Annotated in this window: 11 protein-coding genes; 5 read left to right on the plus strand and 6 right to left on the minus strand. The window is 36.0% G+C overall.

Annotation, left to right across the window (positions count from 1 at the left end):
• The first annotated feature begins 236 nt into the window (after window positions 1-236).
• Window positions 237-1,466, plus strand: coding sequence for an MFS transporter (cmr, locus tag SOI81_RS01690; protein ID WP_224992036.1), 1,230 nt, complete (start codon window positions 237-239; stop codon window positions 1,464-1,466).
• 40 nt (window positions 1,467-1,506) lie between these two features.
• Here cmr and yccS read toward each other — a convergent pair whose 3' ends face one another.
• From yccS to parA, 4 genes are all read right to left on the minus strand, one after another.
• Complete coding sequence (gene yccS, locus SOI81_RS01695; protein WP_320541152.1) at window positions 1,507-3,657, minus strand: YccS family putative transporter; 2,151 nt, start codon at window positions 3,655-3,657, stop codon at window positions 1,507-1,509.
• A 203-nt stretch (window positions 3,658-3,860) separates the two neighbouring features.
• Complete coding sequence (sodC, locus tag SOI81_RS01700) at window positions 3,861-4,430, minus strand: superoxide dismutase family protein (RefSeq protein WP_079284299.1); 570 nt, start codon at window positions 4,428-4,430, stop codon at window positions 3,861-3,863.
• Between the two features lie 125 nt (window positions 4,431-4,555).
• Window positions 4,556-5,674 (minus strand): AI-2E family transporter, encoded by a 1,119-nt coding sequence (locus tag SOI81_RS01705; protein WP_016142919.1) that lies wholly within the window; start codon window positions 5,672-5,674, stop codon window positions 4,556-4,558.
• Window positions 5,675-5,797: 123 nt separating this feature from the next.
• Entirely contained in the window at window positions 5,798-6,442 is a 645-nt protein-coding gene (gene parA, locus SOI81_RS01710) for a ParA family protein (RefSeq protein WP_262446187.1), read from the minus strand.
• Window positions 6,443-6,600: 158 nt separating this feature from the next.
• Here parA and SOI81_RS01715 point away from each other — a divergent pair, with 158 nt between their 5' ends.
• Both SOI81_RS01715 and SOI81_RS01720 read left to right on the plus strand, forming a co-directional pair.
• On the plus strand, window positions 6,601-7,068 hold the full coding sequence (locus tag SOI81_RS01715; RefSeq protein ID WP_016142921.1) for a Holliday junction resolvase-like protein: 468 nt from the start codon (window positions 6,601-6,603) through the stop codon (window positions 7,066-7,068).
• 139 nt (window positions 7,069-7,207) lie between these two features.
• The gene (locus SOI81_RS01720) at window positions 7,208-7,771 is read left to right on the plus strand and encodes a hypothetical protein (RefSeq protein WP_239967079.1); all 564 of its coding nucleotides are present in this window, start codon (window positions 7,208-7,210) and stop codon (window positions 7,769-7,771) included.
• Window positions 7,772-7,822: 51 nt separating this feature from the next.
• Here SOI81_RS01720 and SOI81_RS01725 read toward each other — a convergent pair whose 3' ends face one another.
• Both SOI81_RS01725 and SOI81_RS01730 read right to left on the minus strand, forming a co-directional pair.
• On the minus strand, window positions 7,823-8,356 hold the full coding sequence (locus SOI81_RS01725; RefSeq protein WP_320541153.1) for a hypothetical protein: 534 nt from the start codon (window positions 8,354-8,356) through the stop codon (window positions 7,823-7,825).
• 26 nt (window positions 8,357-8,382) lie between these two features.
• A complete protein-coding gene (locus tag SOI81_RS01730; RefSeq protein WP_320541154.1) occupies window positions 8,383-9,171 on the minus strand; it encodes a class I SAM-dependent methyltransferase in 789 nt (262 codons plus the stop codon).
• Between the two features lie 127 nt (window positions 9,172-9,298).
• Here SOI81_RS01730 and SOI81_RS01735 point away from each other — a divergent pair, with 127 nt between their 5' ends.
• Both SOI81_RS01735 and SOI81_RS01740 read left to right on the plus strand, forming a co-directional pair.
• Window positions 9,299-10,576, plus strand: coding sequence for a hypothetical protein (locus SOI81_RS01735; RefSeq protein ID WP_320541155.1), 1,278 nt, complete (start codon window positions 9,299-9,301; stop codon window positions 10,574-10,576).
• Between the two features lie 413 nt (window positions 10,577-10,989).
• Window positions 10,990-12,423, plus strand: a complete 1,434-nt coding sequence (locus SOI81_RS01740) for an amino acid permease (protein ID WP_016142926.1) — start codon at window positions 10,990-10,992, stop codon at window positions 12,421-12,423.
• Window positions 12,424-13,392 lie beyond the last annotated feature (969 nt).

A 13,392-nucleotide genomic window follows, 5' to 3' on the forward strand; every position in this document is an offset into this window, starting at 1 on the left:
ATTGTTGCGCTCGGCAATTGTGCCGATTGGTAAAAATTACCGAATCTCACGTCATATATTTTTTTCTCGTTTTAGACACCTTGTGAATACGGTGTTTCACATTCTAAACATGCACTCTCACGGCATATAACAACTTAACTAAAGATTGATTGACCATACATGTCATCGTCATGACTACATCTTATTTTTTAGATAGTCATAGAGACATATGGCCGCTATTTTGAAGTGTAAAACTCATGAAAAATATTCAAACGACAACGTTGAACCGTACAACGTTGATGTTTCCTTTAGCTTTAGTGCTATTTGAATTTGCGGTTTATATTGGTAATGATTTGATTCAGCCAGCCATGTTGGCAATTACTGAAGATTTTGGGGTAAGTGCAACTTGGGCCCCCTCTTCAATGTCATTTTATTTATTAGGCGGCGCTACAGTTGCATGGTTGCTTGGGCCTTTGTCGGACCGGCTCGGACGTAAAAAAGTACTATTAGCAGGAGTTTTATTTTTTGCTCTATGCTGTTTTTTAATTTTACTGACGACGCAAATCGAGCAATTTCTAGCTTTAAGATTTTTGCAGGGAATTGGCTTAACCGTAATTTCAGCCGTTGGTTATGCGGCCATTCAAGAAAGTTTTGCTGAGCGTGATGCGATTAAAGTCATGGCACTCATGGCGAATATCTCATTACTTGCGCCCTTGCTCGGACCTGTACTTGGAGCTTTTTTAATTGATTATGTGTCTTGGCATTGGGGCTTTGTCGCCATTGCTGTATTGGCATTACTCAGTTGGATCGGTTTGAAAAAACAGATGCCAAGCCAGCAAGCGAGTGTAACTAAGCAACCCTTTAGTTATCTTTTTGATGACTTTAAGAAGGTGTTTACCAACCGTCGTTTTTTGGGTCTAAGCCTTGCATTGCCCTTAGTGGGCATGCCTTTAATGCTATGGATTGCTTTATCACCCATCATTTTAGTTGATGAGTTGAAGCTTACCAGTGTGCAATATGGTTTAGCTCAATTCCCCGTATTTTTGGGCTTGATTGTCGGCAACATCGTCTTAATTAAAATTATTGACCGTTTGGCTTTAGGTAGAACGGTCATGATGGGTTTGCCCATTATGCTGTTGGGTACACTCATTTTAATCTTAGGCGTGGTATGGCAAACCTATCTCATACCTTGTTTGCTTACAGGTATGACTCTGATTTGTTTTGGTGAAGGGATTAGTTTCTCAGTCTTATATCGTTTTGCACTCATGTCATCTGAAGTATCAAAAGGAACGGTTGCTGCAGCAGTTTCGATGTTGCTGATGATGAGTTTCTTTGCAATGATTGAGCTAGTACGTTACCTCTATACACAATTTCATTTATGGGCTTTTGCATTATCTGCATTTACCTTTATTGCTCTTTGGTTTAGCCAACCGCGAATTGCTTTAAAGCAGGAAATGCAAGAAAGAAAGCTCGAAGGAAATGATTAAATTAAAAATACCGGAATAAATATTCCGGTATTTTTTTGTTTTACATCATTTCTTGTTCTAAAAGCTTGCCTTTAAGCGTTAATAGTTCAGGCAAAGTTTCTAACAATAAAGTGATTTGTTTCAAGACTAATATATATTTTTCGGAAAGGTGTTCATGTGCAGTTATGCTTTGAATTTCTTGTAAGGTTTGTTCAATAAGCTTCGGGTTGGGAAGTGACTGCTCAAGAACACTCTGGCTTATAATTTGCTGGCAACGTAACAATAATTGCAAAATCTGCTCATCATCAATTTTTTGACGCTGACTTCCTAACGCTGCTACGTAACTCAGTTGGCTGTGGCTATAAACCAGATAACGAAAAGCATAATGGATGAGTTGAGGGTTAGGATTTGGTTCGGCACTTAAACTCGAGATCATATTTGATAGCTCGATTTGAGCATTATGCGCAGCACGACGAATTCGGCGGTACTCTATATCCTGATTTTTTCCATATTGATATTGTTCAACAATCACATTGAAATAATCTAAGGTGGCTTTGCTACTTTTCTTAATATTGTTTGGAATATTACGGAAGTTCCAGTCGGGCCAAATGAAGTTTACGGCAAGCCATGCAATCAAGCAGCCTAATAAGGTATCGATTAGGCGAGGTAAAATAATGCTGTAACCTGCACCTTTTAAGTTGAAAATGAGCAATACCATTAAGGTTGCCATCAGTGTTGCTAGGGCATATTTCTTCTGGCGTAAGTAGAAAAAGCTAACTCCACAAATAATGGTAAGAATGAGCTGGCCTTCAATACTTGGAACAAAATATAAAATTGGTATACCTAATAAAACGCCGAGTAGGGTGCCAATAGTTCTTAGTTTAAGACGGCTTTTAGTCGCAAAATAAGTAATCTGACAGACAAATAAACTGGTGAGCAAAATCCAATAACCATGCTGCGCAAAGGGTAATAACGAAATCGCATAACCTACCGCAAAAACCACAGCAATTCGTACGGCATGTCTAAACAGGGCTGACTGCGGCGTAAGTTGTTGCCGAAGTTTTAAGATAAGATCTGAAAATCCTTGAATATCATCATCAAGTAAATTTAAGTGTTCTTGTCTGGTGTGTGTGCTATTTTCAGGGATGGGTTGTGCGTATTGCAGTTGTTCAAACTGTTCATGCATTCCTTTTAAATTATCAAAAATAAGTTTTAAATTTTTAACTTCAAAATTTTGCGGATGTTGTTGTATCCAGTCTTTTAAAGAACTTTCCAAATGTCCTAATACGGTCTGACTTTCTTGCGAAGGCTGAAATGGCTGGTTATATAAAATACATTGAGCTAATTTTTGGCATGCTTGTGCTTGTAGGCGCAGGTTTTTTTGGAAACGGAAAATAAGATCACTGCGGCTAAAATTCTGTTGAATATGTTCATAATGTAAATAATTTGAAGTCGCTTGCTCGTGAATATCACGGGCGAAAAAATACAGGTTTAGCCAATAGATACTTCTATTACTCACCCTCGAAGCTTTCAATCGAGTAAGTAGGGAACTGCGGATTTGATTCAGGCTTTGGGCAACTTGCGTATTTTGTAAGGATAGTTCATATAAAAGCTGTTCTACATTCTCTTTATTGTCAGGATCAAACAAACGTGCTTTAGCTTGCAGTAGTGCAGAAATTTCTTGAAAAATTTGTGAGAGTTTGTCTTGTAAGGGAAGGGTAGGTTTAATAATAAAAAATAAAATAGAAGTTAAACCGTACCAGAGAGCACCATAAACAAAATAGGTAGGTTGTTGATACCAATGCACATATTCGCCTACCCCGAACATGCTATAAATGGAAAGCAAAATTGTGCCAAAAGAAATCGTGGCATAACGTTGCCCTAAGGCCCCTAGTAAAATAAAAAAAGCACTTGAGATTGAGAGATATAAAATAAAGAAAATTTTGTAGGGAGCTAAAAAGCCAAGGATACTGCTGACTGTAAAAAAGAGCAGGCAGACATAGGCCAAGTTACGTAATCGAATACTTAAACGATCATCAAAGTCTGTTAAAGCTGCTGCAATTGCTCCTAAAGTGACTGGAACAATTAGCTCGTTATGTCCTAACCAAAGCAAACCTAAAGTTGTGCCTGTGAGTACAATCAAAATTTGCAGGCAATAAATTAAAATAGAATTTGTCTTAAAGCTATTAAATAATTGGGTCAGATAATTCACGGCTTTTGTTCTAACTTAGAGAATACGTGAGAAAGCAGTACGGAACTTTAAATTTTTATTACTTCAAAAATATTATTCTTTTTATCTACAAAAGTCAGTCAATTTTTAAGATTTTATTATGCTTAGACCAAGTTGTAATGATTAAAAAATTAGCAAAATTGTGGATATCTTTTTAGATACCCACAATTTAAAAAAGACATCAATTATTTAATCACACCACACGCAATTCGTGCTCCGCCACCGCCAAGAGGTTGAGGTGAGTCTGAGTAATTGTCGCCACCCGCGTGGATCATAATAGCTCGACCTTGAATGTCAGCAAGTTTTAATCGAGGTGCGATCACAGCTGTTGTTGCAACACCTGTATTATCGACTACTAAAACAGGTAGATCACCGAGATGGCCTGTGGTTGGTGTACCATGGTGAGGTGCTTGGTTCGGGTTATAGTGACTACCCGCAGCTAAAGCCGCACCAGGTTTTCCATCTTTTACAGCAGGTGCACAAGAACCATTTTCATGAATATGGAAACCACGAGTACCGCTTGGTAAGTCAGCAAGGGCTGGGGTAATAATTAAACCTTTATCGCTATCTTGGAAGCTAACCGTACCAATTTTTTTACCAATACCGTTAGCGGTTACTTCATTTACATCAACCACTTTTTTTGTATGCATTGTGGTTAATGCTTGAGCTGTGTCAGAAACAGTTTTTGTGACCGAACTACAGCCAACCGTAAAAAGAGCCGTAAGCGCGCAGACCGCACCAATTTTATTAAACATCTGCATAATTGGATGTCCTTATAAATATGTATGATTGTTTGATTCAAACAAACGCAGGTTTAACCTACAAGTTAATTTAAATAGTTAATTTGTATCTAGAAACATTTTTAAATTAAATAGCGATGTCACTCTTTATCAGTTGAAGATTCATGATCAGAATCATAAATCATAGTGGTTTTTGGCATAGGTTCTGGTTCAATCGTTTCATGTAACCATTCACGCCAAATTGCTAGCAAAATAGCCAAAATGACAGGGCCAATAAATAGACCTACCAATCCAAAACTCGCAATACCACCTAATACACCGAACATAATTAATAAGAATGGAATTTTGGTAGCACCAGAAATCACCAGTGGACGAATAACATTATCTGAACTGCTGACAATGACTACCCCCCAAACAACCACGCCGATTGCTTCCATGGTTTGACCTTGAGAGAACAACCATAAGCCAACGCCTAAATAAGAAATTGGCGTACCAAATGGAATTAGAGCCAATAAGAAAGTAGCAATAGTGAGTACCATAGGGTTTGGTACACCTGCTACAAAGTAACTTAAACCAGCTAAAACAGCTTGAGCAATTGCAGTTAAACCCACGCCATACACGACTGCACGAGTTGTCTCAGAAATCGTATCAAGATAATGATGAATACGAGGGCCAATCACCATTTCTAAAGCTTTACTCACCTGAGATAAAATCAGTTGTCCATCACGATAGAAGAAAAATAGGCTAAATACCGCAAAGCCGAGTTTGACAACATTTTTACTAATTTCACCGAGCAACACACGACCATAACTTAAATGGCTTTGTACCCAAGCTGCGATATTTTGAATCGTGCTATTAGGATCATTATTTAATTCATTGAGTGTGCGAGAGATTTCTTTTCCTATAAAAGGAAGATTCCGAATAAAATCAGGAACACTTAAATGGCCTGAAAAAACCTGACGTTGTAAGTCAAAATATAAATTGCGACCTTCATGCTGCAAAATAAAAATAGCGCATGTAAAAGGAACGCCCACAACCAAAATGACCAGACTGATCATGAGTGTTGCATTTAAAGTATTACGACTTTCTCCAAAAAAACGTTGAATTCTTAAATAAATAGGCCAAGTCATATAAGCAATGATGGCAGCCCAAAGTACAGGAACAATAAAGTATTTCAGGATATTAAATCCTAAAAAAATTAAAATAAAAAACAGCCCAAACAATAAAACGCGCTGTAAATTAGGAGCGTATGGATGCACGAACAATATTTCTCTAATTTTCTACATAGAATAAAGTCATATTAACTGAAAAATAACCTGAGGCAAATTTTAAGGCTTTACTGTAAAGAACCTTATACATTCAGTTTCCGTGCTTAAATTCCTTTAAAACCACTCAGCTTTATCCTCAATTAATTTATTTAGAACTGGTTGCCATTGATTTTGGATACTAATAAAGTTTTTTTGAGGCTTGTCGAAAATGCTTAAACCCTGCATTGCCAAGCTGCCATACGCACTGCGTTCTGCAATCCAGGCAACAGGTTCTTGTTCAATTTTTTCAAAAAACTGTTGAATATCTTTTGAACTGGCACTGTTAGGTTTGACTCGATTTGCAAGCAGTAAAATCTGTACTTTGCCTTTACGAATACGTTTAATGTCTTGTAAATGCTTTAAAAAACGACGCGTGCTGTCTATATCAAAAAAGGAAGGCTGAAGTGGAGTAATAATGGCATGAGCTTCACTAATCAGTTGTTCAGCATGCTCACCTGAAAGTGCACCAGGCGCATCAATAATTAAATAATCCAGATTTTTGGGTGCATCACCAATTGATTTTTCATGACGCCAGTCAAGGCTTTGAATTCTTGCGACAGTATTAGGGCGCTGTTTTAACCACTGTAAAGCCGATTTTTGATTGTCCGAATCTGCTAATGCTACTTTATATCCTTTTTGTGCCAATGCTGTTGCCAACGTAATGGCCGTCATGGTTTTTCCGCATCCGCCCTTTTGATTTGCAATAAGTATCGTTTTCATAAATCCAGTTATTTTCAGCAGCACATTTGTTTATGTTTTATACCTTAGCATCTTTTTGTGTGAAGGAGATGACCGCATTTGACAAAAGTTTAAGCTGTTTCGTTATTTTAGATATGATTAGATCTGTAATCTTAATTCGCACTTTTTAAGGAAAGTTTATGTCTGTATGGCTTGCCATGCTTATTGGTGCTGGAATTGGCATCATTATCACTACTCTTATTTTATCAAACACTCGCAATGGACGAATTAAGGCTGAATATGAGCAATATATTGCTGAACTTGAACTAGAGCATCAACAAGCTCTCACACAAGCACAAAAGAGAAGTGTAAATACAAGCCGTGCAGTGTTAAAAGGAAAAATGGCAGAACAATTTGCCCCGGTTTTACCTGAATTTCAATATTTACCCAGTGATGCAAAATTCATGGGTGATCCAGTGGACTATATTATCTTTGATGGATACACCGATTTTCGAGATGGTGATGGGACAGCAGAAGACATTAATATTATTCTACTCGATGTAAAAAGCGGTGGGGCTAGGCTCACGAAGGGGCAACAGGCGATTGCACAAGCGGTCCAACAAGGTAGAGTTCGTTTTGAAACTTTGAGAATAGATTTTGAAGACTAATAAGCTGTTTAATTCAGCACAAAAATAGACGAAATTGATCTGTATTGTTACTAAATTTCGATATTTTTTTCATCGCTTAAAGCTATTATAAATTGAAGATCTATTCACTTTGATCTAGCAATATTTGAGGTGTAACGCGATGAAAAAACAACGTTTGATGATGGGCTTTTTAGCTGCTATTGGCATGAGTTCAGCATTTGCATCGACCTCAAGTGAATATAATATTGCCAATGGTTTGAGTCCCATAGAAAAAGATCAATCTATTTCTGTATTACAACCTTTTCAAGGAAATTTCAGAATCTTGGGCTCAAAAGTTTATCAAAATGATGAACAAGCTAAGTTTTCTCCTATCGACTATGCAGTAAGTTGGGGATTGTTTGCACAACCTGAAATTGCACGTCATATTTCAGTGAAACAATATGACCGTTATTTAAACTGGAAAATTCCTAAATTACCTGTTCCAGCAGAGCAAGCAATGCAAATGGTGTCTAACATGCACATCATTCCTGCAAACCCGAAAATTGCAGAGCAGATTAAACACGTTAAACGTGGTGATCTGGTCTATCTTAAAGGTGACCTTGTCGAAATTAAGGATAAAAATTTAGTCTGGAAATCATCGCTTACGCCAACTGATACGGGCGATGGAGCATGTGAATTATTCCGCGTTCAGGCAATTCATTGGGTTGAAAAACAAAATATATAATTTGAAAAAAGCCTTCATATTGATGAAGGCTTTTTATAAGAAATTTAATATTTATTTCTGCTGCGATGCTTTCCAATATTTCAATTGATTTTGCGCTTGTAAATAGTCAGCAAGATCGTTGATCTGTTCATCGTTATTGGCTTGCTTATCACTCAAATGTTTTTCTTGGTTTTCCCAATATTGATAAAATAAACCCTGAATGTAACGGCCTTGCTCAGTTTTTAAATCTAAATCTTTTAACATGGTCAGAGAAGAGCGTACATTATCAAGAGTACGTTGTTGCTCAAACTCTGTAGTCAGAGTTCCAGCTTCATGCATTTTTGCTAGTTCGCTTTCCATCTCGTCACTCATTTCTGTAAAGCGACGGTCATAATCTTCTAATAGCGCAATATCGTGTGCGTCATCAGCAGTGGCAGGAAATGTCTTAACAGGTCTTTCATTTAGTTTTTCTAAAACCTGATCGGTAGACGAGGTGGCAGAAGGTTGCTCCGTCTTAGCAGGCTCATCCGCTTTTTTACAGGCAGTAAGAAATAGGCCAGAGCAAAGCAAAGACATTAATATGATTTGAGGTGTTTTCTTCTTCATAACTTTCAACCAAACCTATTCACTAATTATTTAACGGCTAACGTACTTTTCTGAAAGTGATATGCATACGTAACATATGGAAAATCAATCTGATCTTGAGGACCTAATCCCGTAAAATCATAAACAATTTTTTCAAACTGTGCTTTGAGTTGTAACTGATCTTTTTCAGTCATTGCAGCAATAAAACTCGTAGAGAGTAAACGTTTACTTACGACTTGTTCGACAGGACCATGTTGTGACTGTGTAAATGTTTGTAGGCTATCAAATACGAATAAATCTTGTTGTTCAAACACACGTTTCCACTTTTCACTATGGTAACGCGGCGTGTCTCCTTCAAGTGGGAGTAAAAAATCAGCTAAGGCTTTTACCCAGTCCGTACGTTCGTCGCGTTGATTCCAAACGAGTCCTAAATGTCCTTGCGGTTTTAAGACTCTATACATTTCTGTTAAGGTATTAAGGTTATCAAACCAGTGAAAAGATTGCGCACAAATAATGGCATCAATTATATGGCCTGCTACAGGAATTGAATTGCTAAAAGCCTGTAATGTTTTGATATCAGGATAAACTTGTTGGAGCTGCTGTAACATCTCGCCAATTGGCTCAACTGCAATAACATCTGCATGTGTTTGTTTTAAGTAGGGTAAGAATTTGCCAGTACCCGATCCAAGATCAATAACAGTAGAGTTTTCCTGTATTTGTAGGCAATTTTGCAGCCAACTTACTATTTCTGCGGGATAATTGGGTCTAACTTGCTGATATAGTTCAGCAGCTGAACTGAAGCCTTTTTGAGCGGCAGGATGTAAGGATTGTGTCATATTTTGCGCTTTTTAATCTGACTGGCATCTATAAAATAAGATACTCCGCAATCATAAATTGGCAAAACACCTATTTTGTTTCATTTTTGACGTTGTATGTGGGAGTAAATTTTCTTTCGGTGTGAGCATGGATAAGCAAATTATTTTTGAAGACGAACACATTAGAGCCATTTTTTTACCAGGCGATTCTAATACATTGGTTCTCTCTTTTGGCGATTTGATTACCCGAGCGAGTGGCTTATCTATCAATGCTGAAAAGTCCCTAATTAAATACCATTATAATGTTATTGGGGTAATGCCAAAACAAAAATCATGGTTTCCTCAAGCGAGCATGATTGAGCTGGCAAAAGCGATTTCGCCTATTTTAGAAGGCTTTAAAAATATTGTGGGTTATGGCGGTTCAATGGGCGGCTATGCAGCAATTAAATATTCTAATTTATTGAATATGAACCGTGTGATTGCATTTGTGCCTCAATATTCAATTGATCCTGAGCAGGTTGAAGATCGACGCTATGCTGAGTTTTTTGATGCTGTGGCAAATAAAGACATGCAAATCCAGTCGCAAGATGTGGATGCAGCGCGTGAATACGTAATTGTTTATGATCCATATTTCTCGGTTGACCGTGAACATTATTTAAAAATAAAAGAGTTGTTACCAAACTTACATACGATTCATTTGCCATTTACTGGTCATGAAGCATTGTCTGTATTGGCAAGTTCAAGCTTATTGCATGATTTTATTGAACATGAATTTGATGAAATCTATTTTTATCAGCAGGTTCGTAAGGTCAAAAAGCAAAGTAAATTTTACTTCCGTAATGTACTTGCGCATGTTCTTACCCATCATGACGAAATGTTGTTAAAAATATTGCGTCAGAACGATTTTCAGCTCGATGAACGTTATTTTGATAACCCACTTAAACAGGCTATTACACGTAGCCTGATAAAGAGTAAGCAAGCAACGGAGCTAGACTTTCAAAAGTTGGGTATTAAAGTACAGCGAATTCAGGAAGCAGCAAATTATAAAGAAGGTTTGCAGACCAGCTTTGGTTCAGTTCTGGTATTCAACCTCATTAATTCAAAGTTTGAAAGCTATGCAGTAGATACTCTGCTGGTGAATAAATCTTATTTGGTTCCAATTGTGGCTGAGCACACAGGTGTAGTACATATTGAATTAAATAATGAAATTTATTTGTTAGCTATGAATGATCGTAAAATCATTAAATTGTTCAAGAGTGAAGAGCCTTTAACGTCGGATATGAGTCCGTTTGTAGTCAAAAAATATTCTGACTCTTTTTCAATTAGCTATAAGCAACTAAATTTGTCTTGTGATGAACAAGGGTTGTGTGAATTTACAGAAGGTTCAATCCAGCCTACAGAACAATTGACTCCAATTAGCTATTAAAAAGTTATAGCGCTTAAATAAAGCTCAAACCTGAAAGTTTGAGCTTTATTTTTTGCTTAAAAAAAATTTTTTTATAAACTTATTTGTATATTATTTTAAAACTCATTATTTAAATAAATAGTGTGTTTATTATGTACATATTCTCTGTATTAAAATTAGCCATGACCAGCCATGCATATAAATATTATATTTGAAAATAAATGGGTTTTTAATATATATAAATTTTGGAAATAATATAAGGTTAATTAAAATACAGTTATAACTATAAAAAATCTTAAATAATTGTTTTTAAATATTATTTGTTTTTGATACAAGAGGCGTGGTTAAAATAAATCCACTCCTTAAAGATAATTGCATATTTATTTTTTTCTCCTAAAATGATTTTTTACTAAATTGTCGTTACAGTTTTTTATATGCAATCATTAAATTATCGGAATAATGATGCATCGCAACATGGAAGTTCTGCACCTTTGAAACGAGCAATGAGTACTCGACATTTGGTGATGATCTCCCTTGGCGGTGCCATAGGTACAGGTCTTTTTTTAGGGTCTGGTGATGTAATTTCCCAAGCAGGCCCAATTGGCGCAATTATTTCTTATTTTTTGGGCGGTTTAATTGCCTATACCGTGATGTTATGTCTTGGTGAGCTGGCGGTCCATGTGCCCGAATCAGGTTCTTTTGGGGAATACGCTCGTCGTTATATCGGTCCGGGTACGGGCTATATGATTACTTGGCTCTATTGGTTAACTTGGACTGCAACTTTAGGAACTGAGTTTACCGCTGCGGCTTTACTGGTTCAGGAGTGGTTTCCTTCTACCTCAGTATGGGCTTGGACTCTTTTTTTTGGTGCCTTAGTTTTTTTCCTTAATATTAGTTCAACTCGATTATTTGCCGAGTCTGAATTTTGGTTAGCACTCGTCAAAGTTATCACCATCATCTGTTTCATTGGATTGGGTTTACTGGCAATTTTTGGTTTTATTCCTTATCACGGACATGAAACGGCACCATTATTTAGCAACTTGACGGCTCACGGTTGGTTTCCAAATGGTCTCTTCCCAATTTTTGCCACCATGCTTATTGTTAACTTTGCTTTTTCCGGTACAGAATTAATTGGAGTAGCGGCTGGGGAGGCTGAAAATCCAGCACAGACAGTTCCTAAAGCAATTAATGCAGCAATTTGGCGATTACTGATTTTCTTTGTGGGTACGATTGTAGTAATTAGTTCATTACTACCGTATCAACTTGCAGGTCTTAGCGCGAATGAAGTAAGTAATAGCCCTTTTGTGACAGTATTTAATTATATTGGGATTCCCTACGCAGAAGACATTATTCGCTTTGTAATTATTACGGCTTTACTATCTGCTGCAAATTCTGGTTTGTTTGCTGCTTCACGTATGATGTGGTCACTGTCAGCAAAAAATCAATTACCAAAAATCTTTTCTAAACTTACTCCTTCAGGAACACCTATTGTTGCCATTACTGTAACTATGTTTGGTGCAATTCCTGGATTACTTTCAGAACAATTTGCACCAGAAACAATTTTTAAGAATTTATTGGGGGTTGCAGCTTTTACAATGGTTGTGGTTTGGATTGCGATTTGTGTTTCACAATTTAACTTCCGTAGACAATGGTATAAGTCAGGTAAAACAGCAAAAGATTTACGTTTCGCCGCACCTCTTTTCCCTCTTACTCCAATTGTAGGTGGGCTGTTCTGTATCGTTACCTGTATAAGTATGGTGTTTGATCCATCCATGCAAGTTGGTTTTATCTGTTGCATTATTTTTATTCTTCTGTGTTATCTAAGTTATTTCGTTTTTTATCGAAACAAAGATGAAGTGCGGAGCTAAGCTTATATGCACACAGAAATGTAGTTTTAGGGTCCCTATATGGGGCCTTTTTTATGGCTGAGAAGAAACTTTGAAAGTAAAATTTATATATTTTTTTTAAAAATGTTTTTTTAATTTTAATCATAGAAACAAATATTGTTTTATGAAATTACCATTTATCGGATTCTTATTAATATTTATTTATTATAACTCATTGATTAAGTCTATGTTTCATCTGATTATTTAATAATGAGAAATTTAGGGTTTTATAGATTATGAATTGGAAATGGACTTAATATAGATTTAATGTAGAGAATACATAATTTTTTGATGGGTTTTTATAGATATCTAATTTTTAAGTTATTGTTATTTATAGTTTAAATTTATATCATTTTTTATATTTATGGTTATTTGTTTTCTATAAAAAATTTTTATCAAAGTTAAGGTTTTTTTAATATTTGTTGTTTTATTATTATAAGAAACAGTGTGAATTGATTATTTTTTCTCTGCTTATTTATTTTAAAATGTTCTAAATGAGTGCGCTCTATGCTATATTTATTAGAAGATTTTATAGCTATGTTTCGGCTTAATTTTAAGCAGTATCTGTAGAGATAATTAATCTGTAGCATTATTGAACAATGTTTATTTCTAAAAAGACTAATGGAGGGATCTATCGATTAGTCAAAATAATTTTTATGGACACATGGTTTTTCGATAAATCATCGTTCTTTTTAACTCCCAAACGGTTATGTCATTTCTTTTGTACTTATATTTCAGCCGACTGGATTAAGTGGGTTGTGGTTAAACTTTGCTTTTATAAAGATAGCTTTATAAACAGTAAGTTAAACGAAAGAAAGCTTGTAAAAGATATCGATATATAAAAGTAGATCATACTTTTAGTATCAACAAATGGAATTTAAAAAATCTGATGCTTTAGAAGGGCAAAAGATTTAGTAAATAAACTAAAGCATTGTTATTTCAAGGCTTTGG

It is taken from the genome of Acinetobacter pittii, assembly GCF_034067285.1.
In the GTDB taxonomy this organism is placed as follows: domain Bacteria; phylum Pseudomonadota; class Gammaproteobacteria; order Pseudomonadales; family Moraxellaceae; genus Acinetobacter; species Acinetobacter pittii_E.